Origin of the sequence: Azohydromonas australica DSM 1124, assembly GCF_000430725.1 — a bacterium.
In the GTDB taxonomy this organism is placed as follows: Bacteria; Pseudomonadota; Gammaproteobacteria; order Burkholderiales; family Burkholderiaceae_C; genus Azohydromonas; species Azohydromonas australica.
Genome location: NZ_KE387211.1, coordinates 202,170 through 228,779 on the forward strand (window position 1 = coordinate 202,170; position 26,610 = coordinate 228,779).

16 protein-coding genes and 1 pseudogene are annotated in these 26,610 nt (G+C 69.7%); 6 read left to right on the top strand and 11 right to left on the bottom strand.

The genetic code is table 11. The features are described 5' to 3' along the window. Nucleotides 1-73: 73 nt before the first annotated feature. From H537_RS0133370 to H537_RS51750, 8 genes are all read right to left on the bottom strand, one after another. On the bottom strand, nt 74-2,554 hold the full coding sequence (locus H537_RS0133370) for a glycogen/starch/alpha-glucan phosphorylase (protein WP_029001356.1): 2,481 nt from the start codon (nt 2,552-2,554) through the stop codon (nt 74-76). Between the two features lie 47 nt (nt 2,555-2,601). Continuing rightward, nucleotides 2,602-4,053, bottom strand: coding sequence for a glycogen synthase GlgA (gene glgA / locus H537_RS0133375; RefSeq protein WP_029001357.1), 1,452 nt, complete (start codon nt 4,051-4,053; stop codon nt 2,602-2,604). Continuing rightward, nucleotides 4,053-5,312 (bottom strand): glucose-1-phosphate adenylyltransferase, encoded by a 1,260-nt coding sequence (gene glgC, locus H537_RS0133380; protein ID WP_029001358.1) that lies wholly within the window; start codon nt 5,310-5,312, stop codon nt 4,053-4,055. Before glgC ends, glgA begins: the two co-directional genes overlap by 1 nt. Nucleotides 5,313-5,503: 191 nt before the next feature. Next, nucleotides 5,504-7,564 carry a glycogen debranching protein GlgX gene (glgX, locus tag H537_RS46975; protein ID WP_084151138.1) on the bottom strand — a complete coding sequence of 687 codons (2,061 nt, stop codon included), beginning with the start codon at nt 7,562-7,564 and terminating at the stop codon, nt 5,504-5,506. Continuing rightward, nucleotides 7,561-9,744: a 1,4-alpha-glucan branching protein GlgB gene (glgB, locus tag H537_RS0133390; RefSeq protein WP_029001359.1), complete on the bottom strand. Its 2,184-nt coding sequence runs from the start codon at nt 9,742-9,744 to the stop codon at nt 7,561-7,563. Before glgB ends, glgX begins: the two co-directional genes overlap by 4 nt. Nucleotides 9,745-9,876: 132 nt before the next feature. Then, nucleotides 9,877-11,124, bottom strand: a complete 1,248-nt coding sequence (locus H537_RS0133395; RefSeq protein ID WP_029001360.1) for a spore maturation protein — start codon at nt 11,122-11,124, stop codon at nt 9,877-9,879. An 85-nt stretch (nt 11,125-11,209) separates the two neighbouring features. Next, on the bottom strand, nt 11,210-12,763 hold the full coding sequence (locus H537_RS0133400; protein ID WP_029001361.1) for a methyl-accepting chemotaxis protein: 1,554 nt from the start codon (nt 12,761-12,763) through the stop codon (nt 11,210-11,212). Between the two features lie 318 nt (nt 12,764-13,081). After that, nucleotides 13,082-13,564, bottom strand: coding sequence for a hypothetical protein (locus H537_RS51750; RefSeq protein WP_029001362.1), 483 nt, complete (start codon nt 13,562-13,564; stop codon nt 13,082-13,084). 193 nt (nt 13,565-13,757) lie between these two features. On the opposite strand from H537_RS51750, the gene H537_RS0133410 reads away from it, so the two are divergent. Both H537_RS0133410 and H537_RS0133415 read left to right on the top strand, forming a co-directional pair. Continuing rightward, nucleotides 13,758-15,035 (top strand): phospholipase D-like domain-containing protein, encoded by a 1,278-nt coding sequence (locus H537_RS0133410; protein WP_029001363.1) that lies wholly within the window; start codon nt 13,758-13,760, stop codon nt 15,033-15,035. 129 nt (nt 15,036-15,164) lie between these two features. Continuing rightward, on the top strand, nt 15,165-16,919 hold the full coding sequence (locus H537_RS0133415; protein ID WP_029001364.1) for a site-specific integrase: 1,755 nt from the start codon (nt 15,165-15,167) through the stop codon (nt 16,917-16,919). Between the two features lie 1,354 nt (nt 16,920-18,273). Here H537_RS0133415 and H537_RS0133420 read toward each other — a convergent pair. Both H537_RS0133420 and H537_RS46980 read right to left on the bottom strand, forming a co-directional pair. After that, the gene (locus H537_RS0133420; RefSeq protein WP_084151142.1) at nt 18,274-19,275 is read right to left on the bottom strand and encodes a ParB/RepB/Spo0J family partition protein; all 1,002 of its coding nucleotides are present in this window, start codon (nt 19,273-19,275) and stop codon (nt 18,274-18,276) included. 66 nt (nt 19,276-19,341) lie between these two features. After that, nucleotides 19,342-20,595, bottom strand: a complete 1,254-nt coding sequence (locus H537_RS46980; protein ID WP_211235126.1) for an AAA family ATPase — start codon at nt 20,593-20,595, stop codon at nt 19,342-19,344. 566 nt (nt 20,596-21,161) lie between these two features. On the opposite strand from H537_RS46980, the gene H537_RS0133430 reads away from it, so the two are divergent. The 4 genes from H537_RS0133430 (at nt 21,162) to ocd (ending at nt 26,299) form a co-directional block, all read left to right on the top strand. Next, complete coding sequence (locus H537_RS0133430) at nt 21,162-22,550, top strand: replication initiation protein (RefSeq protein WP_084151143.1); 1,389 nt, start codon at nt 21,162-21,164, stop codon at nt 22,548-22,550. A gap of 203 nt (nt 22,551-22,753) precedes the next feature. Beyond that, complete coding sequence (locus H537_RS0133435) at nt 22,754-24,001, top strand: MFS transporter (protein ID WP_029001367.1); 1,248 nt, start codon at nt 22,754-22,756, stop codon at nt 23,999-24,001. Continuing rightward, nucleotides 23,998-25,071 (top strand): hypothetical protein, encoded by a 1,074-nt coding sequence (locus H537_RS46985; protein WP_051244051.1) that lies wholly within the window; start codon nt 23,998-24,000, stop codon nt 25,069-25,071. The genes H537_RS0133435 and H537_RS46985 overlap by 4 nt, the downstream gene beginning before the upstream one ends. Before the next feature lie 130 nt (nt 25,072-25,201). Then, nucleotides 25,202-26,299: an ornithine cyclodeaminase gene (gene ocd, locus H537_RS0133445; protein WP_084151144.1), complete on the top strand. Its 1,098-nt coding sequence runs from the start codon at nt 25,202-25,204 to the stop codon at nt 26,297-26,299. Nucleotides 26,300-26,325: 26 nt separating this feature from the next. Here the strand turns inward: ocd and H537_RS54675 are convergent. Beyond that, nucleotides 26,326-26,610 (bottom strand): annotated as a pseudogene (locus tag H537_RS54675) (hypothetical protein); the annotation flags it as partial.

Below are 26,610 nucleotides of genomic sequence, written 5' to 3' on the forward strand. Positions count from 1 at the left end.
GCCAGGCCCCTCGCCTGCGCAGCGCGGAGGCGAGGGGAAAACCTGGGAAGTGGGTGGCGGAGGAGCCGCGGGGTCAGCCGCCGGCCTTGCCGATCGGCAACTTCACCGGCGTCGTGTGCCAGATCTCACGCGCGTACTCGGCGATGGTGCGGTCCGAGGAGAAGGGCCCCATGCCGGCGACGTTCATGATGGCCTTGCGGGTCCAGGCCTCCTGGTCGCGGTAGAGCGCGTCGACGCGGTCCTGCGTGTCCACGTAGCTGCGGTAGTCGGCCAGCAGCAGGTAGTGGTCGCCCCAGTTCACCAGCGTGTCGAAGACCTGGCGGTAGCGGCCGGGCTCCTCGGGGCTGAAGACGCCGTCGCGGATCGCGTCCAGCGCGCGCTTGAGCTCCGCGTCGCGCTCGTAATACTCGCGCGGCTGGTAGCCGTGGGCGCGCAGCGCCTGCACCTCGGCCGTCGTGTGGCCGAAGATGAAGATGTTGTCCTCGCCCACGTTCTGGCGGATCTCGATGTTGGCGCCATCGAGGGTGCCGATGGTCAGCGCGCCGTTGAGCGCGAACTTCATGTTGCCGGTGCCCGAGGCCTCGGTGCCGGCGGTGGAGATCTGCTCCGAGAGGTCGGCCGCGGGAATCACGATCTCGGCCAGGCTCACCGAGTAGTTGGGCAGGAACACCACCTTGAGCCGGCCGCGCGTGCGCGGGTCGGCATTGATGATGCGCGCCACGTCGTTGGCCAAGTGGATGATCTGCTTGGCCATGTGGTACGCACTGGCCGCCTTGCCGGCGAACACCACCACGCGCGGCACCCAGTCGCGCTCGGGCTCGTCCACCATGCGGTGGTAGCGCGTGACCACGCCCAGCAGGTTCAGCAGCTGGCGCTTGTACTCGTGGATGCGCTTGACCTGCACGTCGAACAGCGCGTCGGGGCTGAGCTCCAGCTTCGAGTGAGGCAGGTGAGTGCCGATCCACTGCGCCAGGCGCTCCTTGTTGTGGCGCTTGGCCTGCGCGAAGGCCTGCACGAAGGCGGGCTGGTCGGTCATCTTGCGCAGCACCGCGAGCTGGTCGAGCTCGCGCCGCCAGCCGCGGCCCAGGCGGCCGTCGAGCAGTGCAGCCAGCCGCGGGTTGGCCTGCGACAGCCAGCGCCGCGGCGTGATGCCGTTGGTCTTGTTGTTGAACCGTTGCGGCCACATCTTCGCGAGGTCGGCAAAGATGCTCTGCTGCATCAGGTCCGAGTGCAGCTGCGACACGCCGTTGATGCTGTGGCTGGCCACTACCGCCAGGTAGGCCATGCGCACGCGGCGCTCGCCGGACTCGTCGATCAGCGACACGCGGCGCAGCAGCTCCACGTCGTGGCCGTGCGTCTCCGTCACGCGCTTGAGGAACTCGGCGTTGATGTCGTAGATGATCTGCAGGTGCCGCGGCAGCACGCGCGCGAGCATGGCCACCGGCCAGGTCTCCAGCGCCTCGTGCATCAGCGTGTGGTTCGTGTAGCTGAAGATGCGCTGTGTCAGGTCCCAAGCCGCGGCCCACGGGATGCCGTGCTCGTCCACCAGCAGCCGCATCAGCTCCGGCACCGCCAGCACCGGGTGCGTGTCGTTGAGGTGAATGCTCACCTTGTCGGGCAGGCGGTTGAAGTCCTTGTGCGAGCGCAGGAAGCGATGCACCAGGTCCTGCAGGCTGGCGCTGCAGAAGAAGTACTCCTGGCGCAGGCGCAGCTCGCGGCCCGACGGCGTGCTGTCGTCGGGGTAGAGCACGCGCGAGACGTTCTCGCTGTTGTTCTTGCGCTCCACCGCCGCGAAGTAGTTGCCCTGGTTGAAGGCGGAGAGGTTCATCTCCTCCGTGGCCAGCGCGCGCCACAGCCGCAGCGTATTGGTGGCCTGCGTGCCGTAGCCGGGGATGATGGTGTCGTAGGCCATGGCCTCGACGTCCTCCGCCGGCACCCATCGCCGCTGCGTGCCCTGCCCTTCCACGTGGCCGCCGAAGCACACGCGATAGCGCACCTCGGGCCGCGGGAACTCCCACGGGTTGCCGTGCGAGAGCCAGTAATCGGGCACTTCCACCTGGCGACCATCGACGATGGTCTGGCGGAACATGCCGTACTCGTAGCGGATGCCGTAGCCGAAGCCCGGCACGCCCAGCGTGGCCATGCTGTCAAGGAAGCACGCGGCCAGCCGCCCCAGGCCGCCGTTGCCCAGCGCCGCATCGGGCTCCAGGTCGGCCAGCTGGTCGAAGTCCACCTCGAAGTCGGCAAGCGCCTGCTTCACCGGCGCCATGATCTCCAGCGCCAGCATGGCGTTGGTGAAGGTACGTCCGACGAGGAACTCGGCCGAGAGGTAGTAGGCGCGCTTGACGTCCTGTTGGTACTGCGCGCGCGTGGTGCGCATCCAGCGCTCCACGAGCTGGTCGCGCACGGCCAGCGCGACGGCGTGGAGCCAGTCTTCCTTGCGCGCGGCCACCGGGTCCTTGCCGACCGCGTAGATCAGCTTGTTGGCGATGGCTCGCTTGAAGAAGGCAACGTCCCGGTCGGGGTGGTCGTAGGTGAAATCGTCGAGGCTCATCGCCTGATCTCCCGGCTGATCCGTTCTGTGTGGTGCTGAAGAAGGGTCTAGGCGCCGAGCGATCGGTACAGGGCCAGATACTGCTCGGCCGCGTCGTCCCAGCCGAAGTGTTGCGCCATTGCGCGCCGCTGTACTGCTTTCCAATCGGTTTGGCGCGCAAATAACGCGAACGCGCGTCTAAGTGCACGCCTCATATCCCCCGTATCAAACGCATCGAAGACAAATCCGGTGGACTTTTCCTCAACGAGGTCTTCGAGCGTGCAATCCACCACGGTGTCGGCCAGGCCGCCGACGCGGCGCACCAGCGGCAGGCTGCCGTAGCGCAGGCCGTAGAGCTGGGTGAGGCCGCAAGGTTCGTATAGCGAGGGCACCAGCGTGACGTCGCTGCCGGCGAAGATGCGGTGCGCCAGCGCTTCGTCGTAGCCCACGCGGATCGCCACCGCCTCCGGATGCGCTGCCGCCGCCTCGCGCAGCGCGGCCTCGATGCCCGGGTCGCCCGAGCCCAGCGTGACCAGCTGCCCGCCGCGCGCCACCAGCTCGGGCAGCAGCGCCACCAGCAGCGGCAATCCTTTCTGCTCCGCCAGGCGGCTGACCATGCCGAACAGCGGCCCCGGGCGCTGCTCCAGGCCCATCTCCTTCTGCAGCGCGGTGCGGCAATGGGCCTTGCCAACGAGCTTGGCGGCATCGAAGCGCCGGGCGATGAGCGCATCCGCCGCCGGGTCCCACACGCGCTGGTCCACGCCGTTGAGGATGCCCGAGAGGCTGCCGCCGGCAGCGCGCCGGCGCAGCAGCCCGTGCAGCCCGCAGCCCTGCTGCGGCGTCTGGATCTCGTGCGCGTAGGTCGGGCTGACCGTGGTGACGTGGTCGGCGTAGAAGAGCCCCGCCTTCATGAACGAGAGCTGGCCGTGGAACTCCAGCCCCTCCACCGCGAAGGCCTGTCCCGGCAACCCCAGCTCGTGCAGGTGCCGCGCCCCGCACAGCCCCTGGTAGGCCAGGTTGTGCACCGTATAGACCGTGCGCACCGGCGGCCGGTGCGGGCTGAAGGCGAGGTAAGCGTTGACCAACGCGGCATGCCAGTCGTGGCTGTGCACCACGCCCGGCGTCCACCACGGGTCCAGCCCCTCGGCCAGCCGGGCCGCGGCGAAGCCCAGCAGCGCGAAGCGGCGGTGGTTGTCGGCGTAAGGATGGCCGCGCTCGTCCTGGTAGGGGTTGCCGGGCCGGTCGTAGAGCGCCGGCGCCTCCACCACGTAGGCCGGCAGTCCGTCCAGCGCCGCCAGGCGCCCGAACAGCAGCCGCGCCGGCTCGCCCCAGGGCGCGTGGAACTCGGCCACCGTGGCGGCATCGCTCAAGCCCTCGCGCAGCGCCGGGAAGCCCGGCAGCAGCACGCGGACCTCGGCACCGGCGCGCGCCAGGGCGCCGGGCAGCGCGCCGGCGACATCCGCCAGCCCGCCAGTCTTGAGCAGCGGAAAGATCTCGGCGCTGACTTGCAGGACCCGCATCACAGCCGCGCCAGCATTTCACGCGTGACCAGCACCACGCCGCCTTCGCTGCGCTCGAAGCGCTGCGCGTCCAGCTCCGGGTCCTCGCCGATGCTCATGCCCGCCGGGATGACGCAGCCGCGGTCGATCACCACGCGCTTGAGCACGCAGCTGCGCTCCACCGTCACGCCGGGCAGGATCACCGCCTCGTCCACGTGGCAGAAGGAGTGGATGCGCACGTTGGAGAACAGCACCGAGTTGCTCACGTGCGAGCCGCTGACGATGCAGCCGCCGGAGACGATGGTGTTGACCGCCAGGCCGTGCTGCCCCTTCTGGTCGGGAATGAACTTGGCCGGCGGGAGCTGGCGCTGGTAGGTCCAGATCGGCCAGTCGTCGTCGTAGATGTCGAGCTCGGGCGAGATGCTGGCCAGGTCAAGGTTGGCGGCGAAGAAGGCGTCGATCGTGCCCACGTCGCGCCAGTACGACTGGTTGCTGCCCCGGTTTCGCACGCAACTCATGGAGAAGGGATGCGCCAGCGCGCGCCCTTCCTCCACCGTGCGCGGGATGATGTCCTTGCCGAAGTCCAGGCTCGACTCGGGCCGGGCCATCTCCTCCTCCAGCAGCCGGTACAGGTAGTCGGCGTTGAAGATGTAGATGCCCATGCTCGCCAGCGACACGTCATCGTTGCCGGGCATGGGCGGCGGGTCCGCGGGCTTCTCGACGAAGCTGGTGACGCGCCGCTGGCCGTCCACCGCCATCACGCCGAAGGCGCTGGCCTCGCCGCGCGGCACCTCGATGCAGCCCACCGTGCAGCCCGCACCGCTGGCGACGTGGTCGCGCAGCATGATGGAGTAGTCCATCTTGTAGATGTGGTCCCCGGCCAGCACCACGATGTACTCGGGCTTGCCCGAGGCGATGATGTCCAGGTTCTGGTAGACGGCGTCCGCCGTGCCGCGGTACCAGTGCTCCTCGTCGATGCGCTGCTGCGCCGGCAGCAGGTCCAGCATCTCGCTCATCTCGCCGCGCAGGAAGCTCCAGCCGCGCTGAAGGTGCCGCAGCAGCGAGTGCGACTTGTACTGCGTGATCACGCCGATGCGGCGGATGCCGGAATTGATGCAGTTCGACAGCGCGAAATCAATGATGCGGAACTTGCCGCCGAAATAGACCGCGGGCTTGGCCCGGCGGTCCGTGAGCTGCTTCAGGCGCGAGCCTCGGCCGCCCGCCAGCACCAGCGCAATGGTCTTGCGCACGAGTTGGGCCGAATGCAGCGGCCGGTCCATGGAAGTTGTCACCTCGGTCCTCTTACTGCTGTTGTTACATCGGTTGGCCTGCCGCCATCGCGGCACGGGGCTGGGCTGGACCGACAAGAGGATGCGTTCGCAAGCTCCGTGCCTCGATCGGGCGCGCCTCGTCCCCGGTGGCCGGACCAGCATGCCTCATTCTGGGGCGCCCCTTGCACGCCCCGGTTGCTTCAGCCCAACACAGCTGCGATCCCGCCACGCTCGGCCACCCACAGGCTGTGCGCGGGCAGCATGGCGTCGTCGCCAAGCAAACTGCTCACGGGGTCCAGGTCGCTGCGCAGCACCAGGCGCCAGGCGCCTTCGCCCTCGGGCAGCGTGAAGCGGTGCGGCGTGGAGTCGGGGTTGAACATCAGCAGCAGCTCGCAGCCCGCGCCGCCGTCCGGCAGCCAGGCGGCGAAGGCGCGCTTGTCCACGCGCTCCCAATCGGGCGGCGCCAGCGGGTCGCCCTCGGGGTACAGCCAGTGAACCTCGCCGTCGTGCAGCCAGCGGTCCTGCCGCAGCCGCGCGTGGCGGCGGCGCAGCGCCAGGCAGCGCGCCACGTAGTCCGCCAAGCCGGCTTCGGCGCCGCTCCAGTCCAGCCAAGTCGTCTCGTTGTCCTGGCAGTAGGCGTTGTTGTTGCCGCGCTGGGTGTGGCCGATCTCGTCGCCGGCCAGCAGCATCGGCGTGCCCAGCGACAGCGCCAGCGTCGCCAGCAGCGCGCGGCGCAGCCGCAGGCGCAGCGCCAGCACCGCCGGGTCGTGGCTCTCGCCTTCAGCGCCGGCGTTGGTGCTCAGGTTGTGCGCATGCCCGTCGCGGTTGTGCTCGCCGTTGGCCAGGTTGTGGCGCTGGCGGTAGCTCACCAGGTCGCGCAGGTTGAAGCCGTCGTGCGCGGTGATCAGGTTCACTCCCGCCAGCGGCCCGCGCCCCGAGGGGCCGAACACCCCGTGCGAGCCCGCCAGCGCATGCACGAAGCCGCCGCGCGCCATGCCGCCGGTCAGCCACCAGGCGCGCACCGTGTCGCGGTAGCGGTCGTTCCACTCCTGCCACGGCGCCGGAAACTGGCCGAGCTGGTAGCCGTCCGGCCCGATGTCCCAGGGCTCCGCGACGAGCTTCACCGGCGCCAGCACCGGGTCCTGCGCCACGGCGGCAAAGAAGGCGGCCCGCTGCGAGAAGCCGTGCGCGTCGCGGCCCAGGATCGGCGCGAGGTCGAAGCGGAAGCCGTCCACGCCGATGTGCTGCACCCAGTACCGCAGTGCATCCATCACCAGGCGCAGGGCCAGCGGATCGGTGAGATCCAGGCAGTTGCCGCAGCCGCTCCAGTTCTCGTAATGGGCCGCGTCGCCGGGACGCAGGTGGTGGAAGCGCCGATTGGCGATGCCGCGCAGGCTCAGCGTGGGGCCGTGCTCGTCGAGCTCGGCGCTGTGGTTGAACACCACGTCCACCAGCACCTCGAAGCCGCGCGCGTGCAGCCCGTCGACCATCTCGCGGCACTCGGCCAGCGCGCTCGTGCCGGGCCGCGCGCTGGTGTAGCGCGCTTCGGGCGCGAACCAGGCAATGGGGCTGTAGCCCCAGTAGTTGGACAGGCCCAGCTTCAGCAGCCGCGCCTCGTCGGCGCGGTGCGCCAGCGGCATCAGGCTCAGCGTGGTCACGCCCAGGCGCTGCAGGTGGTCGAGCACGGCCGGCTGCACCAGGCCCAGGTAGCTGCCGCGCAGCTCGGCAGGTACCGCCGGATGGCGCATAGTTGCACCACGAAGGTGCACTTCGTACAGCACCGTGTCCTCGGCCGGCACGTGCACGTGCGCCTGGGGTGCCAGCGGTGGCGGCTCCGCCACCACGCGCGCCTTGAGCGCGACGGCGGCGTTGTCGTGCCCGTCCGGGCGCTGCGCCTGCGCCGGGTCGTGGCCGAGGAAGAGGTCGCTGCCGTCGTAGCGCCCCACCACCTCGCGCGCATAGGGGTCGAGCAGCACTTTCGCCGAGTTGAAGCGGTGCCCCTGCGCCGGGTTCCACGGCCCGTGCACGCGCCAGCCGTACACCTGGCCCACGCCGGCGCCGGGCAGGTGCCCGTGCCAGACGCCGTGCGTGCAGCCCGGCAGCGCCAGCCGCCGCAGCTCGGCGCGGCCCTCGGCGTCGAAGAGGCACAGCTCCACGCGCGTGGCATCGGGCGCGGCCAGGGCAAAGTTCAGGCCGCCATCGAGCACGCTGGCGCCCAGCGGCCAGGGGCGGCCGGGGCCCAGCGCGGCCGGATCGCTCACTCCCCGGGCGCCCACAGCAGCGTCGCCAGCGACGGGATGTCGATGAGGATGGACTGCGCGTGGCCGTCGCAGGGCACGGGCTCGGCGTGGCGCAGCCCGTTGGCCACGCCGCTACCGCCGTAGATGGCGAGGTCCGTGTTGATGATCTCGCGCCAGGCGCCGGGCCGCGGCACGCCGATGCGCCAGCCGTGCCGCACCACCGGCGTGAAGTTCGCCACCGCCACCACCACGGCGTCGTCGCCGCCGCGGCGCTGGAAGGCGAAGACGGAATGGTCCTTGTCGTCGTGGCGGATCCACTCGAAGCCGTCGGCGTGCACGTCGCGCCGGTGCAGCGCGCCGAAGTGGCGATACACCGCGTTGAGGTCGCGCACCAGCCGCTGCACGCCGCGGTGCCGCGCGGCGTTGGGGCCGTGCTCCATCACATGCCAGTCCAGGCTGGCGTCGAAGTTCCACTCACGCTCCTGCGCGAACTCGCCGCCCATGAACAGCAGCTTCTTGCCCGGGTGCGCCCACATCCAGCCGTAGCCCGCGCGCAGGTTGGCGAAGCGCTGCCAGTCGTCGCCCGGCATCCGGCCGATCAGGGAGCGCTTGCCGTGCACCACCTCGTCGTGCGAGAGCGGCAGCACGTAGTTCTCGTTCCAGGCGTACATGAAGCCGAAGCGCAGCTGGTCGTGGTGCCAGCGCCGGTGCACCGCCTCGCGCTCCAGGTAGCCCAGGGTGTCGTGCATCCAGCCCAGGTTCCACTTGTAGTGGAAGCCCAGGCCCTGCAGGCCGTCGCCGCCGGGCGGTCGGCTCACGCCGGGCCAGGCGGTGGACTCCTCGGCGATGGTGACGGCGCCCGGCCGCTCGGTGCCCACCACGAAGTTCATGCGGCGCAGGAAGTCGATGGCTTCCAGGTTCTCGCGCCCGCCGTGGCGGTTGGGCAGCCACTCGCCTTCGGCGCGGCTGTAGTCGCGGTAGAGCATGGAGGCCACGGCATCCACCCGCAGCCCGTCGACGCCGAAGTTCTCCAGCCAGTACAGCGCGTTGCCGATCAGGAAGTTGCGCACCTCCGCGCGGCCGAAGTTGTAGATGAGCGTGTTCCAGTCCGGGTGAAAGCCCTCGCGCGGGTCAGCGTGCTCGTACAGGTGCGTGCCGTCGAAGCGCGACAGCGCGAAGGCGTCGGTCGGGAAGTGGCCCGGCACCCAGTCCAGGATCACGCCCAGCCCGGCGGCGTGCGCGGCATCGACGAAAAAGGCGAAATCTTCCGGCGTGCCGAAGCGCGAAGTGGGCGCGTACAGCCCGGTGGGCTGGTAGCCCCAGGAGCCGTCGAAAGGATGCTCGTGCACCGGCAGCAGCTCCAGGTGCGTGAAGCCCAGGTCGCGCGCGTAGGGCACGAGCTGCGCCGCCAGCTCGCGGTAGGTGAGCCAACGCCCGCCGCCCCCGCGGCGCCAGGAGCCCAGGTGCACCTCGTAGATGCTCATGGGCGCGTCGAAGGCATTGGCCGCGGCGCGCTCGGGCGCCATGACCCGGCGCGGCGGCAGCGCCGCCACGCACGAGGCGGTGCCGGGGCGCAGCTCGGCGGCGAAGGCGCAGGGGTCGGCGCGCAGCGCCACCTCGCCCTGGGCGTCCAGCAACTCGAACTTGTAGAGCGCGCCGGGGCCCAGGCCAGGGACGAAGATCTCCCACACGCCGACCTCGCGCCGCAGCCGCATGGCATGGCGCCGGCCGTCCCACTGGTTGAAGTCGCCCACCACCGACACGCGCCGCGCGTTGGGCGCCCAGACGGCGAAGCGCACGCCGTCCACGCCGTCCACTGCCAGCGGGTGCGCGCCCAGCACCTCGAAGGGGCGCTGGTGCGTGCCCTCGCCCAGCAGCCACAGGTCCAGCTCGCCCAGCAGCGGCGGAAAGCGGTAGGGGTCCTCCAGCTCGGACTGGGTGCGGCCCCAGTCCACGCGCCAGCGGTAGGCGAAGCGCTCGCGCGGGCCCGTGAGCGTGGCCTCGAACAGGTCGCTGCCCTCGATGCGCCGCAGCTCGGCGAGCTCGCGGCCATCCTCGGCCAGGGCCCACACCCGCTGCGCGCCGGGCAGCAGCGCGCGCAGGGTCCAGGCGCCATCGGTGGGGCCGTGCAGTCCCAGCACGGCAAAGGGGTCGCCATGTTCGGCGCGCATCAGCGACTGGACGGTGTCGTCGTGGAGCATCGGGACGGGTCTCTTCCTACTGCGGGTGCTGCGGCTACGGGCGGCCACGGAGGGCCGTTCAGGAGAATGTAACTTCCGCTCCCGGCCTGCCCGGTGCCGTGCGCCGCGCCGCCCCGTGCGGGGCGTCGCGCCTCAGCGGTAGAACAGGTACGCCACCGCGATGGCGCCCGCCAGCCCGACCGCGTCGGCGATGAGCCCGCAGGCCAGCGCGTGGCGGGTCTTCTTGATGTCCACGCTGCCGAAGTACACGGCCAGCACGTAGAAGGTGGTCTCGGTCGAGCCCTGGATGATCGAGGCCAGGCGGCCCTGGAACGAGTCCACGCCGTAGGTCTTGAGCACGTCCACCATCAGCCCGCGCGCGCCGCTGCCCGAGAGCGTCTTCATCAGGCCCACGGGCAGCGCCGGCACGAAGTCGGTGTCCAGGCCCAGCGCCGCGACGCCGCGGGCCACGAGGTTGACCAATGCATCCATCCCGCCGGTGCTGCGGAACACCGAGATCGCCACCAGGATGGCGATCAGGTACGGAATGATCCGCACCGCGACGTCGAAGCCCTCCTTCGCGCCCTCGACGAAGGCCTCGTAGACGTTCAGGCGCCGCCACGCGCCCGCGGCCACGAAGAGCACGATCACCGACACCACCGCCATGCTGCCCAGCAGCCCCACCAGTTCCGCCATGCGTGTCGGCGGGTACTGGCTCAGCCAGGCGTAGAGGCCGCCGGTCAGGCCGATGAAGCCGGCGAAGAACAGCAGCACCGGCGCGCACAGCAGGTTGATGCGCTGCCACGCCGCCACTGCCACCAGCCCCGCGGTGAAGGAGATGAAGGTGGCGATCAGGGTGGGCAGGAAGATGTCGGCGCCGTTGAAGCCGGTGAGCCCCTGCTCCGCGGCGATGGACTGGCGCAGCGCGATGACCGACGTGGGGATGAGCGTGATCCCGGCGGTGTTGAGCACCAGGAAGGTCACCATGGCGTTGCTGGCGGTGTCCTTGCGCGGGTTGAGCTCCTGCAGCTCGCGCATGGCCTTGAGGCCCAGCGGCGTGGCGGCGTTGTCCAGCCCCAGCATGTTGGCGCTGAGGTTCATGACGATGCTGCCGCCCGCCGGGTGGCCGCGCGGGATCTCGGGGAACAGCCGCGCGAAGAAGGGCGCCAGCGCGCGCGCGAAGAGCTGGATCACGCCGGCCTGCTCGCCGATGCGCATCACGCCCAGCCACAGGCTCATCACGCCCACCAGGCCCAGCGAGATGTCGAAGCCGGTCTTGGCCATGTCGAAGATGCCCGACATGACACGGCCGAACACGCCCAGGTCGCCCTGCGCCAGTTGCACCAGCGCCGAGGCGAAGCCCAGCAGGATGAAGGCTACCCAGACGTGGTTCAGGATCATCGAAAGCGGGCGCGGACGGCGGTTGGTCGAGGGCGGCGCAGCATAAGCGACGGCCCGCGCCCGGCCGCCGCGGCCCCGTGCGGGCTCAGCCCGCCGTGCGGTAGACGCTGACGGCGTCGGACAGGCGGCGCGCCCGGTGGTCCAGCGACTTGGCCGCCGCGGCGCTCTGCTCCACCAGCGCGGCGTTGTGCTGCGTGCTGTCGTCCAGCGCGGCAATGGCCTGGTGCACCTGCTCCACGCCCTGGCCCTGCTGCTGCGAGGCCTGCGAGATCTCGGACACCAGCGCCGTCACCTGGCGCACGCGGTCGATGATCTGCTGGATGGTCTGGCCCGCCTGCTCGACGTGGCGGTTGCCGGCATCGACGCGCTGCACCGACTCCTGGATCAGCGTCTTGATCTCGCGCGCCGCCGTGGCCGAGCGCTGCGCCAGCGCCCGCACCTCGCCCGCCACCACGGCGAAGCCGCGGCCGGCCTCGCCCGCGCGCGCGGCTTCCACTGCGGCGTTGAGCGCCAGGATGTTGGTCTGGAACGCGATGCCGTCGATGACGCCGATGATGTCGGCGATGCGCGTGCTGTGGTCCTGGATGTCGTTCATCTGCTCGCGCACCTGGTGCATCACCGAGCCGCCCAGGCTGGCCGCCTCGGACGCCTGCTCCGCCAGCGTGCGCGCCTGGCCCGAGGTGGCGGAGTTCTGCTGCACGGTCTGCGTGATCTGCTCCATGGAGGCGGCGGTCTGCTGCAGGCTGGCCGCGGTCTGCTCGGTACGGCCGCTGAGGTCGCTGCTGCCGGAGGCGATCTGGCGGCTGGCCACGGCCACGCCGCCGACCTGGTCGGCCACGTCGTCGACCAGCGCGCGCAGGTTCAGCCCGGCCTGGTTGATCGCGCGGTTGAGCAGCCCGATCTCGTCCACGCGGTTCATGGCCAGCGCGGGCGCGGCCTCGCCGCTGGCCACCTGGTTGGCATGGTGGAGCATGGTCTGCACCGGCTTCACCACCTGTGCGCCCAGGAACACGCTGCCCAGCGCCACGCCGCCCGCCCAGGCCGCCGCCGTGCCCATCAGCTGCAGCGGCGATGCGGCCGACAGCAGCGCCGGCAGGACCGCCACGGCGGCACATAAACCCATGCCCAGGGCCACGCGGGCGCGCAGCGGCATGAGCTGGAACAGCGACAGCGGCGCGCGCCAGCCCGACTGCACCACCAGCCCGCGATGGATGCGGCGCCCATTGGCGCGGCCCTCGCGCAGGTCGGCGTACAGCCGCTCGGCCTGCTGCGCTTGTTGCAGGCTGGCCGGCGTGCGCACTGACATGTAGCCCACCACTTGGCCGTTGCGGCGCATGGGCGTGGCATTGGCCAGCACCCAGTAGTGGTCGCCGTCGTTGCGGCGGTTCTTCACCACGGCGGTCCAGGACAGGCCGTCCTGCAGCGTCGTCCACATGTCGGCAAAGGCCTGCGGCGGCATGTCCGGGTGGCGCACCAGGTTGTGCGGCTGGCCCATCAGCTCCTTGTGGCCGAAGCCGCTGGCCTCCACAAAGGCGGCGTTGGCGTAGCGGATGCGGCCGTCCAGGTCGGTGGTGGACATCAGCGTCACGCCTGACGGGAGCGTGTATTCACGACCGGTGACTGGAAGATTGGTTTTCATGGCAGTTCCTGGCGGTCAATACAAAGACGGAAGACCTCAACCGGCAAATTCCTGACGGTCGGAAACGCGACAAAAACTGCAATGCATGGAACGGCGACTGGAGTGCCGGGCCGCCTTTGTCGCTTTTGTCGCGCCGCAACAGGACGTAGCAAGACCCGTGACAGGTCCAAGGGCGCGCGACGGCGCGGTGCGGGACGGTCAGCAGTGCGGCCAGGATCGGCCTTGGTCGGCCGAACACCAGCTCCAGGGCCACCACCGAAACGGCATCAGTGCCGGAACCACCAGATCGCGGTGCCGGCGCGGGCGGCGGTGCCCCGCTTACTTCGCCGAGGTCGGCCGGCGGTCCGGGCGCGCCTTGCGGCGGAAGGCTTTGGCGACGATGCGGTGTCCGGTCACGTTGCGCCTGATCTGGGCAGGGCCCGATTCGACGATGAGCAGCGCCTGCACCCCGTGCCGGGCGGCCACCATCTTCAGGGCATGCAGCGCCAGGCTGGCGTCGTCTTCATCGCGCGGTGCCGAGGACCTGAAGAGCGACAGCGGGCCGGGCGGCCGCAGTCCGTTCACCTGCTCCAGGACTTCGACCTCCGACTCGTCCTTGCCAAGGGCCTCGACGGTGCCGACGACCACATAGTCCGGCGGCGGCTCCTGATCGAGGATCCGGACTTCTGACACGGGCACGGAAGAGAAGGTCTCCGCCTCGAAGGATGAATACCGACCCTCAGAAATGTCCGCGCGGGTCGCGAACGCGAGCGTTGCGAGCGCCACGGCCAGCGCGGTATTCCGGGCGAACTTGCTGATCATGCGAAACGAGGAAGGGATGCAGGCCGGGGAGACTGCGCGTACCGGTGGTTTTGGGGAGTTCCTTCATCGGCAGAACGGCGCGGCAGTTGAGTCCCGGCCGGGAACGGACTTCGGGGGCAGGCCAAGTCAGTCACTGCTCATCCGCCGTGGCGCGGTGTCGCCGCCCGCGGGACTGCATGGTCGAATCCCGGGCATGTGGGAAGCCGACACGCTGATGAAAGTGGCACTGGCACTGCTGGTGCTGGTGGTCCTGCTGGGCATCGTCATCTGGTCCATCAAGCGCCACCGAGACCCGGAGCTGTCGCTCGATTGCAACCAGCCGCTGGACCGGGTGCTGCCCTCGGTGAGCGGCCTCACGCATGCCTCGCTGCTCCCGGGCAACGCGGTGGAGCTGCTGGAGAACGGTGCCTTCTTCGACGCGCTGTTCGAGGAGATCGCCGGCGCGCGCTGCTCGCTGCACTTCGAGACCTTCCTGTGGAAGGAAGGCCGCCTGGGCGCACGGCTGGCCGCGGCGCTGGCCGAGCGCGCCCGGGCCGGCGTGCAGGTGCGCGTGCTGCTGGATGCCCGGGGCTGCAACAAGATGGGCGAAGCCGCCTCGCGCCTGCTGACCGAGGCGGGCTGCCGGCTGGTGCGCTACCACGCGCCGCGGCTGCGCAACCTGGGCATGCTCAACCGGCGCGACCATCGCAAGGTGTGCGTGGCGGACGGGCGCGTGGCGCTGGTGGGAGGCCACTGCATCGTCGATCAATGGCTCTACGAGGGCATGAAGGGCCATCCGCCCTTCCACGACATCGGCGTGCGCCTGCGCGGCCCCGGGGTGCACGCGGTGCAATCGGCCTTCAGCGAGAACTGGGTGTCCGAGTGCGGCGAGCTGTTCGTGGGCGACGACGTGTTCCCGGCGCTGGAACCCGCGGGGGACATCACGTTGCACATCGCCCGCGCCAAGCCCGAGCGCGCGGCGCCGGCGGTGAAGATCCTGCACCACCTGGTGCTGTGCACGGCGCAGCGGCGGCTGTGGATCCAGAACCCCTATTTCCTGCCGCAGGACAAGGCCGTCAACGCGCTGGCCGCGGCGGTGCGGCGCGGTGTGGACGTGCGGGTGATGGTGCCGTCGGCCCAAGCGTCGGACATGCCCATCGTGCAGCACGCCGCCCACCACAACTTCTCGCGCCTGCTGGCCGCGGGCGTGCGGGTGTTCGAGTACCCGAGCACGCTGCTGCACCAGAAGGTGATGAGCATCGACGGCCTGTGGTGCGCCATCGGGTCAAGCAACTTCGACGACCGCTCCTTCGAGATCAACGACGAGATCACGCTGGGGGTGGCGGACACGGCGCTGGCGCAGCGGCTGGAAGCGATCTTCGAGCGCGACATGCGCGAGTGCACCGAGCTCGACCTGGCGTCCTGGAAACGGCGCAGCGCCTTGCACAAGCTGAAGGACCGAGCCTGCTACCTCTTGAAGGAACAGCTCTGAGCTGCGGAGGAGCTGTTTCCAAGTCACGGTTAACGGCACTAATCAAAGGCACAATTCAGAACATCAATTTGCCCCTTTCTCGTGCCGATGTCCGCTTCTCCTGACCCCACAAGCACTTACCAGCGCCGCTTGGGCCCGCACCATTTCGCGCATCTGCGCGCCGTGGCGGACGGGCTGTCGATCCAGGCCTCGGCGCAGCGCTACCTGGGCGTGGAGCACGGCAACGCGGCGATGGCGGCGCACCGGGGCGTCGTGCAGCGGCTGCGCTCCATCGCCCGGCGTGCGGGCGATCCGCGCTGGCGCCTGGTGGGACTGGTGATCCGCGGCATCGAGGGCGACGAGCGCCCTGCCCTGGCCGATTGGGCGGCAGCCAACGGGCTGGAGGGCTGGAGCGAGGCGGAACTGCAGGAGCTGTACCGCCAAGCCTTTCCCGCCGAGCGGCGCAGCGCGCGCAACCAGCGGCTGCGCCAGCGCCAGATTGAGGCACTGCGGGCGTTGGAGCAGCTGGCGGCGGAGGCGCCCAAGGCGTCCGACGCAATCGCAGCGTGGTTCGATCCGCGCCTGGCGCAGCGGCTGCAGTCCAACGGCCTGCTGCTGCTGCAGGACCTGCAGACCGTGGTGGCGCGCGGCGGCTGCTGGTGGCGGGACATCGGGGCCATCGGCGTCACCAAGGCGCGGCGCATCGAGAGCTATCTGCAGCAGTTGCTGCCCGGAGCTTCGGCTGGTTCCGACGCGCTTCCTTCCCTGGTATCGGCTGCAGGCGCGCTGCCGGCCATGGCCGGCGTGGACCGCCGCCCGCGTTTCGACTTGGTCCCGGCGCTGCCGCCCGGTCACAACCGCGCGGACTTTGCCGGTATCGCCATCACGGCCGGCAGCGACGAGCAGGCGATCGAGCAATGGGTAGCGGCGCGTGCCGGCAGCCAGGCCACCGCGCGGGCGTACCGGCGCGAGGCACAACGCCTGCGGCTGTGGGCGGCGGTGGAGCGGGGCCGCTCGCTGTCCGCGCTCTCGGTTGAGGACTGCCTGGCCTACATGACCTTCCTGGAGCACGTGCCTGAGCGCTGGATCTCACGCCGGCGCGCCGCGCCGCTGGGCGAAGGCTGGGCGCCGTTCGCCGGACAGCTCACCCTCGCGAGCCGGCGCCAGGCGGTGTCGATCGTGGCCAGCTTTTTCGCCTGGCTGGTCAAGGGCGGCTACCTCGTGCACAACCCTTGGGAACTCGTGAACCGCCGTACCGGCGACGACATGAGCGTGCACGCGCTGGATTCTCGCGCCTTCGAACCGGCGGTCTGGGCAGCGATGCTGGCTTGGATCGAATCACAACCGTCCTCACATTCGCGCGAGCGAATGCTGTTCCTGCTGCGTTTCACCGAGGCAACGGGGCTGCGGGCGAGCGAGCTGACCGCTGCGCGGCTGTCTGATCTGCGGCCCCTGGGCGGGCGGTGGGCGATGCAGGTGCAGGGCAAGGGCGCGAAGAAGCGCATTGCCGCGGTGCCTACGCAGGCGCTGCGCGCGCTGCAGGCTTACCTGGAGGCCCGCGGCCTGCCGCCGCTGGAGCGGGCCCCGGGTGACGCCCCGCTGGTAGCGAGCTTGACCGAGCCGGGGTCGAGCATCGGCTACCAGTCGTTGTACGAGACCGTTCGCGCGTGGCTGCGGCAGGCGATGCGGTGGGCGCCATTGACCGATGCGCAGCGTCAGACCGCGCGCAAGGCCTCGGTGCACTGGCTGCGCCACACCTGCGGCACGCGGGCACTGGAGCGCGGCGCGCCGCTGGAGGTGGTGCAGGCGCAGTTGGGCCACGCCGATCCACGCACCACCATGCGCTATGCCAAGGCGCAGCTGCAGCGGGTGCAGGACGGGATGGAGAAGGCCTTTGGGGATTGATGGCTGAACGTGCCGGCCAGTGAGCCGGCAATGCGAGCCCGTCGGTGCATTGGCCGCCATGGCAACCAGTGCGGCCTGGAAACCAAGTTTCCACGGCGATCCCATATGGCGCGGAGTTGATCTGGAAAGCCAACAGGCTTCCGGGAACGGCCAAACGAATCACAAACGTTCTCACAGTTTTACCTCCAGCTTCCCTGGTGGCTTCTCGCTGCACGGGCAGGCAGGGTCCATGGCAGGCTGGAAATGCTCCCGGCTCGCGCTGCCGCTCCCTTTTCCGTTTGCCTTCCCTTTCCTGCGTTCCGCCAGCACGAAGTTGCTGCTCAACCGATGGAGGCCTGGAAACCTGGTTTCCACGTCCCGCCATCGATTCCATGCCGGCCTGAGGTCAAGCGATACCTATCTATACAGGCATGAGAATAGGCAGCGGCGCCGGTGCGGTTCGTGCGCCGCTGGCCAGCGCGTGCCATGCCTGCCGGAGCCGCCCTGTATCGGAATTCAAGCCGGATCATCCATCTCACGGGAAGGAAGCTTGCACATCCGGCCGCAGCAGCTTGGTGTGCCGCGTTTCTCGTCCAGGTGGCTGGCGGCTCATGACTTCGCGCGTGCCGGATCGCCTTACCCCTGCGCTCATGAATGGCCGCAAACCTGGTTTCCAGGTCCGAGAGGACTACTGACAAGAAATTGCCTGCGAAAGGCCGTTTTCGAGTGGCCGCGGATGCCTGGGAATTTCACCGGTTGCGGCGTCAATTCAGCCACGGCGTTCAGCACATTCAGCCGTCATCCCGAGAGGGGGCTGGAAACCAGGTTTCCAGGCGCGGTGGCGGCGACTGGCTGAAACTGGCTGACTTCCGTCTTCGTGCGCCGCTGTCTGGGCAAATCTGCGACACCAAGACGCCTTGTATGCCGTGATGCCGGCCGGAGAGAAACGCTGTCATCGCGGCGGAAACCAGGATGACGGCTTGGTGGTCTGACGGCCTGCGTTGCAGAAGGCGGCGTGAACCAGTTACCGGCGTTTCCCGGACAGCACCGCGCGCAAGCAGGGATGACGAAGTCATCGTCGGACACGGTCCGCGTGACCACGGCTTCAGCCGGTTTTTCCCCGGGATAGCAGAGCGCTTTCACGGGAAGGACGATGCAGAAGCTCGACGCTTGGATCGCCGGGTCGTCGCCGCATGCCGAGCGTCCAGCCCGTGGAGCCGCAACGTGACGAGGAACCGGCTGTGGCCGGCAACGCGGCTCGCACCGAAGCCAGGGATGCCGCTGGAAACCAGGTTTCCAGTCCCGCCCCCACGCGCCGTTAGGCGCGTCTGCAGGGTCGGCCCGCATGCCATGCGAGCCGGCCCCGCCGTGGAAACTAGGTTTCCGACTTGCGCAGCAGCTTCTGCAGCGCCTCGGACAGCTGCGCCATGAAGGCCTCGTCGGCGACGTGCGACTCCAGCGTCAGCACGGCGCGGCCGCGGTTGTCGCGCTTCCACGCGCCGGCCAGGCGGCCACCGACATGGATCTTCTCGGGTGCGCTCTTCTCCACCACCCGGCCCGCGAGGTGAGCCACGATCTGCCCGGGACCCGGGCGGCGACTCATCTGGCGGATGCGCTCGGCGCGGCGCAGCACCGCCTTGCGGTCCAGCTCCAGCGCCTGCGTGATCTCCTCGGCGTGCCGCGGCTGGATGTCCAGCGGCGTGGCGAAGGTGTCCACGATGGCCGAGGGCAGCTGCGCCACCAGCGTCGCCTTGCGCACCCAGGTGTGGCTCACGCCAATGGCCTCGGCCAGCCGGCGCTGCGACGGGAACAGGCCTGCCTCCAGCGCCGCCAGGTACGTGATGCCCTGCTCGTAGGCGGAAGGGTCCTCGCGCTCGCGGTTCTCGCGGTCCATGGACAGGAACAGCTCGAGGTCCGGCATCTCGCCTTCCCACACCACCGCCAGCACCGGCAACCCGAGTTCCAGACAGGCGCGGTGGCGGCGATGGCCGAACACGATCTCGTAGCGCCCGGCGTCAGGCGCGCGGCGCACCAGGATCGGCTGCGTGTTGCCGCCGGCCAGCTCGATGCTCGACTTCAGCCGCGCGAAGGCAGCGGTGGTGAAGGCCGAGGCATGGCGGTTGGCCCAGCGCGTGGCGTCCACCAGCTTCGGATCGAGCTTGACCGTTGGCAGCGAGCCGTCGAAGGATTTCAACTTCTCGCGCAGGGCCTGCAGCTCGCCCTGCATGGCCAGCATCTCGCTGCGCGCGGCCAGCATCTGGCCCGGAGCCGTGCGCGGCAGTGGCGGCTTGGGCGTTTCGCTCTGGGTGGCACGGGCTTCGAGGGACGCGGCCAGATCCGCGGTGGTGGCGAGAAGGCGCTTGCCGATGCTGCTCATGTGGCGCTCCTGTGTTCGTGGTTCATGTCTCGGGGCTCAGGGGGTGGAAACCTGGTTTCCACGGCGTCACACGGCGGCGCCGGCACTCGCGCCGGTGGCTGTCGCCGCCCGGCTGCGCCAGGCCTCGATCACCGACTGCTCCACCAGCTCCACCACCCGGTCATAGGCCTCGGCGGCGCGCTTGTAGGTCTTGGCCGCGCCCTCGTACTTCTGCACGTCGTACACGGTGCCGAACTCGGCAGCCTTGGACGAGGTCACGGTGGTCTTGGGCACCTCCACCGGCAGCAGGTACTCGCCGTAGGTGGCCTGGATCCACTGCCGCACGGCGGGCGCGGCCACGTCCGACTGGTCCACCCGCGACAGCAGCACGTGCAGGAAGTCGAAGGTCTTGCCGCGCTTGGAAGCCATGTCCAGGTTGCTGCCCAGGTCGGCGAACAGGCTCCAGAACTGCGCGGAGGAAGCGAAGTCCAGCGCCGAGGGCGGCACGGGAACCAGGATGCCGTCGGCGGCCATGAAGGCGTTAATGGTGACGTAGGACAGCGAGGGCGGCGTGTCGATGATGATCACGTCGTACTCCTCGCGCACGCCTTCGAGGCTGGCGTTGAGCACGTCCCAGAAGCGCGCCGTCGGGTCCGTCATCTGCATCGCCGGCAGGCTGAACTCGGCCTGGAACAGCAGCGGCGCCGCGGGCACCAGGTCGATGCCCGGCCAGTAGGTCGGCTGGATGGCGTAGCGGATGTCGGTGGCCTCGCCGCGGCAGATCGGCACGATGGTCATGTCCTCTTCCACCTCTGTCTCCGGCAGGATGCCGAACAGCGTGGAGAAGGACCCCTGAGGATCCACGTCGATGGCGAGCACCCGGTGCCCGCGCATGCTCAGGCCCTGCGCCAGGATCATCGCGGTCGTGGTCTTGGACACGCCGCCCTTGAAGTTGCCCACCGCGATGGTCATCGCCTGCTGCCCGGCCGGGCGCATCGCCATGCGGCGGTACTCGCGCGTCCAGCGCCGCACCTCGTCCAGCGTGAACTCGCGCCGCCCGCCCGTGGGCGTGAGCTGCCCGGCTGGCAGGTCGCCCTTGCTGATGCGATAGGCCACGTGCGCTTTGTCCACGCCGCACAGCGCCGCCACCTGCGTGGCCGTGAAGTTGGGCGGCACCTTGCGCGCCTCGGGCGCCAGCAGCCGCCCCCGGATGCCCTCCACCATGTCCGAGGCCCGGGTGGCCAGGTTCGTGATGCGCGCCATGTCGATCGGCGGCCGGCTTACCGCCGCGGCCGCGGTGGAAACCTGGTTTCCAACCCCTGCCGTCTGTTCGTTCTTCATCTCTTTACTGAGTCAACGGAAATGCGGGCAGTTTATAGAAAACCGTTGACTCGCCAGCCTTTTTAGACCGGCTTTGACCTGCTTGTCCCTCTGTGGCAACAGCACGGTACCAGTGTGAGAGCCGTTGGGATTCGGCTCAAACCCGTTTGCGCGATGTGTGAGGGAGATTGTGATTCCCATGTCGGCCGTGGTGCTGCCAGACGTTCACTTTGAACTTTTCGCGGCTGTTCCAGCGCTGGAAAACCGGCCTTGAAGCCGCTTCGCGCACACCAAATCGAACGAAGCCCATGTCCACTCACAACGCAGACCAGAAAAGCTCACACCAAGGCCAGGGCAAACCCCATGTCCACTCACGATGGAGACCAAAAACTCTCACATCGAACCCCAAATCCACTCACAGTTCCTCGGAAAAAACTATTAGCGACAGGCACTTGGCGATGCCTCAATGTGTTTCAATGCCTCAATCCGGTTTTTCAATCAACTCAACAGGCCGTCGCGCCTGAAATGTGAGCCAAGGAACTCACAACTGTGAGAGCCGCTGCTCACAGTCGTGGCATGATCCGGCGATGAACAGCACGGATGCTCCGGACGGCGAAGACGCCGCTTCACCCGCCGGCCACAGCGGTGTGGCGCGCGAGCGACGTTCGCGCGTGCCCGCGCGCCGCGACGACGCCATGGTGCAGAAGGCCAACGAGTCGATCGCGATCCGGCCCAAGAAGGGGCGCCTGACGCTGCTGTCGCGCCGCATCTACAACGCGCTGCTCTATCACGCGCAGCTGCAGGGCGTGGAGGAGCGGCAGTACAGCATCCCGCTGGCCACGCTCATCGGCGACGCGCACTTCAACTCACGCAACGTCGCCCTGCTCAAGGAGCACATCCGCGAGATGCAGACCACGCTCATCGAGTGGAACTCGGTGGGCGCCGGCGAGCAGCGCTGGACCTCGTCGCAGCTGCTGGGCGCGGTGGAGATCGCCGAGCGCGGCCCGGGCTACCCGGTGATCATCAGCTGGAGCTACCCGGACCGCGTGCGCGAGCGGCTGCTCAAGCCCAGCCGCTACACGCGCATCCTGCTGGAGGTGGGCGCGCAGATGCGCTCCTACGCCGCGGCGGTGCTGTTCGAGCTGGGCATGCAGTACCTCACCTCGCCCTCGCGCCTGACCATGCGCGAGGACCTGCACTGGTGGGCCTCGGTGCTCACCGGCCGCAGCGACGTGGAGAAGGTGGACTACCGCTACTTCAAGCGCGACGTGCTGCGCCCGGCCCTGGCCGAGGTGGAGGCGCTGCAGCAGGACTTTGTGCTGGAGCTCATCGAGCACAAGGAAGGCCGCCGCGTGGCCGAGCTGCAGTTCCGCGTGCTGCGGCGCAGCCCGCCGCCGGTGGAGGTGGCCCAGGCGCGCAACACCTTCGACCTGGAGCTGGTGGAGCGCCTGCGCCAGCTTGGCCTCAAGGAAGAGGACGCCGACCTGCTCTACACCCGCACCGACGAAGCGCTGCTGCGCGCCACCGTCGAGCACGTGGAGCAGCGGCTGCGCAACAGCGCGCTGCCGCCGCTGACCTCGACCGCGGCCTACCTGCGCGACGCGCTCAAGAAGGGCTACGCCGGCGTGGTGCCGCCGCCACCGGCCGCGATGGCCGAGCCCGCGCCCTCGGCGGTGCAGGCCTCGGTGCAGGGCATCCGCGACGAGTGGGAGCGCGCCCAGGCGCGCGACTGCGAGGCCCGCTACGCGGCGCTGCCCGCCGAGGAGCAGGAGCGGCTGCGCCAAGCCTTCCAGGAAGAGGCCGTGCCTGGCCTCATGGCGCCCATCGCGCGCGCCTGGGAGCGCGACGGCCCGTCCAGCCGCATCGCCGGCCCGCTGTTCCTGCGCTGGCTGGTGCGGCGCTGGCTGCTGGCCGAGCCCACCGAGAAGGACCTGCTGGAGTTCGCCATCGCGCGCGGCATGCTGCAGCTCGGCTGAGCCGCCGCCGGCAAGGCGCTGGCCCGACCGGCAAGCGCCATGGAAACCAGGTTTCCAGCGCCGTCGACCGCTCAACGTCCAAGCCGGCCTCGCAGCCGGCTTTTTCATGCCTTGGCAACCTCCATTTGCACGGGTGTGAACGGTTCCCGCCTTCGCAAGTTTCCGTAACAGTCAAGGGGCTAACACGAGGGTAGGGGAACCCCATGTACAGGTTCGAATGGTTCGAGCAGGCCAAGCTCGGGCAGGCGGCGCGCGTGGACGCGGCCACCGCCGCGCGCGTGAGCCCGGTGGTGTGGGGACTGGGCTTCACCAGCCTGCTGACCGACGTCTCCGCCGAGATGGTCAACAGCACGCTGCCGGTGTACCTGGTGCTGCACCTGCACCTGAGCCCGGCGCAGTACGGGCTCATCGACGGCATCTACAACGGCTTTGCCATCGCGCTGCTGAGCCTGCTCGCGGGCTGGCTCGCCGACCGCCACGCGCGGCAGAAGGAGCTGGCGCTGGTGGGCTACGGCCTGTCCACGCTGTGCAAGCTGTTCCTGCTGGCCGCCAGCGGCTGGAGCGCGCTGCTGTGGATCGTCGGGCTGGACCGCGCCGGCAAGGGCCTGCGCAGCGCGCCGCGAGACGCGCTCATCTCGCTCAACACCCCCGCCAGCCAGTACGCCGGCGCCTTCGCCGTGCACCGTGCGCTGGACGCCTGCGGCTCGCTGCTGGGGCCGGTGGTGGCCTTCGTCCTGCTGGCGCAGCTGCCCGGCGCCTTTGACGCGGTCTGGGTCACGAGCTTCGTGTTCGGGCTGCTGGGCCTGGCGGTGCTGTGGTGCTTCGTGCCGCGGGCAGCGCCGGCAGCACCGGCCCGGGCGCCGCAGGCCGCCGCGCCGGCCGGGGGACGCTGGATCACGCGCCGCTTCCTGCTGCTCACCGGCTGCGGCGCGCTGCTGGCGGCGGCCACCATCAGCGACGGCTTCATCTACTTGCTGCTGCAGCAGCGCCACCCGGCGGCCACTGGCTACTTCCCGCTGTTCTATGTCGTCACGGCGGCGGCCTACATGCTGCTGTCCGTCCCGGCCGGCCGCGTTGCGGACCGCTTCGGGCGCGGACGCATCTTCCTGGGCGGCTATGCCGTGCTCATCGGCCTGTACGCCGTGCTGATGGGCTCGGACGGGCTGAGTGTCGCGGCCGTCATCGGCTGCCTGTGCCTGCTGGGCCTGTTCAACGCAGGCACCGAGGGCGTGCTGATGGCGCTGGCCAGCGCCGAGGTGCCGGCCGCGCGCCGCACCACCGGCCTGGCGCTCATCGCCACCGCCGTCGGCATCGCGAAGCTGCTGTCTTCGGTGCTCTTCGGGGCGCTGTGGCAGCACTGGGGCACGGCCACCGCCGTGTCGTTGTTCATCGCGGCGCTGGGGCTGGCGCTGCTGGCGGCCCACCAGGGGCTGCGGAGGATCGGGGCATGACCACCACCCACAAGCGCGTACTCGGCTTCTCCGCCCTCTGCGTTGCCGCCGTGGCGGCGCTGGGCGGCTATCTGTTCCATGCCAAGGAGCGCATGGCGGCCAGCAGCTCTGCGGCGCCGGCGCAGGCGGCGCCCGCCACCGCGCTGGCCACGACCGCCACCGGCCGGCTGTTCTTCCGCCACACCGGCGTCGATGCGCAGCACGGCAAGCTCGCCTGGCGCGAGGCGGCGGGGCAGGGCGCCGCGCACTTCGTGGAGCAGCTCTCCTGCGAGGTGGTGCATGCCTCGGGCGGACGCGGCCTGTGCCTCACGGCCAAGCGCGGCGTCGTCACCACCTACGGCGCCAAGGTCTTCGACGCCACCACCTTCGCCGTGCGCGCCGAGATCCCGCTGCAGGGCATCCCGAGCCGCACCCGGCTGTCGCGCGACGGGCGCCTGGGCGCCTTCACTGTCTTCACCGCCGGCCACGGCTACGCCAACCTCGACTTCTCCACCCAGACGCTGATCGTCGACACCGCCGACGGCCGCGTGCTGGCCGACCTGGAGCAGTTCGCCGTCACCCGCGACGGCCAGCCCTTCAAGGCCAAGGATTTCAATTTCTGGGGCGTGACCTTCACGCCCGATGCGCGCGGCTTCTACGCCACGCTCTCCAGTGCCGGCAAGCACTACTTGGTGCGCGGCGACATCGCCTCGCGCAGCGCCAGCGTGATCCACGACAACGTCGAGTGCCCCTCGCTGTCGCCCGATGCGCAGCGCGTGGCCTACAAGAAGCGCTACGTCGTGGACGGCCGCATCGTCTGGCAGTTCCACGTGCTGGACTTGCGCACCGGCGTCGAGACGCCGCTGGCCGAGAAGCGCAACGTGGACGACCAGATCGAGTGGCTGGATGACGCCCACGTCCTCTACGCGCTGCCCGCGCCCGACGGCAGCGCCGCCACCGAGGTCTGGGCCACGCCGGTGGACGGCCGCGGCGAGCCGGTGCTCTACCTGCGCAATGCGTACTCGCCGGCAGTGGAGCGGGGCGTGGAAACCGCGGCCATTTCCGTGCCCTCTGCCCGCGCCACGCCCTGACGATTGAACCGAACGGCAGCCAAGGCTGCCGTTTTGCACAGCGATTGCAGCGTTTCGCGGCATTTCTTGCGCTTCCGCCTGCCGCGGCCCCTGGCGAGACTCGTCCTACTCAATTGATGGGAGACAAGCCATGGCCGCCAGCAGCACCACCAGTACCAGTACCAGCATCCCCGGCACCGCGCTTCACACCGAGACGCTGTACGTCGGCGCGCGCGACCTGGTGCGCCTGGTGCAGCGCCTGGGCTTGCCGGCCTGCATTGCCGGCGTGGCCGAGCGCATCGGGCGCGACTTCCTGCGCTGGGAGGAGTTCGAGAAGACGCCGCGCGTGGCCAGCCACTCGCGCGACGGCGTGATCGAGCTGATGCCCGTGGCCGATGCCGCGCGCTTCGCCTTCAAGTACGTCAACGGCCACCCGAAGAACACCCGCGAGGGCCTGCCCACCGTGATGGCCTTCGGCGTGCTGGCCGACGTGGCCACCGGCGCGCCGCGGCTGCTGAGCGAACTCACGCTCACCACTGCCATCCGCACCGCCGCCACCTCGGCGCTGGCCGCCCGCGCGCTGGCGCGGCCCGACAGCCGGTGCATGGCGCTCATCGGCAACGGCGCGCAGGCCGAGTTCCAGGCGCTGGCCTTCCGCGACCTGCTGGGCATCCGCGAGCTGCGCCTGTTCGACGTGGACCCCGCCGCCACCGCCAAGCTGGTCGCCAACCTGGAAGGCGAGGGCTTCGACATCACCGTTTGCGCCGGCACGGCCGAGGCGGTGAAGGGTGCCGACGTCGTCACCACCGTCACCGCCGACAAGACCAACGCCACGATCCTCACGCCGGAGCTGATCGAGCCCGGCATGCACCTCAACGCCGTGGGCGGCGACTGCCCCGGCAAGACGGAGCTGCATTGCGGCGTGCTGGAGCGTGCCTCGGTGTTCGTGGAGTTCGAACCGCAGACGCGCGTCGAGGGTGAGATCCAGCAGATGCCGACCGGGTTCGCTGTCACCGAGCTGTGGCGGGTGCTGGCCGGCCACCACGGCGGGCGCCGCTCGGCCGACGAGGTCACGCTCTTCGACTCGGTCGGCTTCGCGCTGGAGGACTACTCGGCGTTGTGCTTCGTGCACGACACCGCGCTGGCCCAGGGCATCGGCCAGCGCATCGACCTGGTGCCGGCGCAGGAGGACCCGAAGGATTTGTTCGGGTTGCTGCGGTCGGAAAAGGTGAAGGCGGTCGTGGCCTGACAGCCACCCCTTTCAAGGTCAGTTCCTCAGTCAACTCGGCCACGGGCCAGAACACGCGCTGTCGCGACATGGCGAGAGGCTTCGCGGTGCGTGACGTAGTTTTTCTTGGCCGCAGGCTTGGCCGCGCGGCGATGGCGGCGCAACTGGGCGGGCTGGACATGCGCCGCAACGTCCAGCAGCGCCTGCGCCAGTGCCGCAGCATCAAGCTGCTCATAGGCGAGCCAGGCCTGCGGCTCTACAGCCACGAGCATGCCCGCGTAATGCGCACGGACCTCGCTGGCCAAGTAGTACAGCGAGACATCGTCCACGTC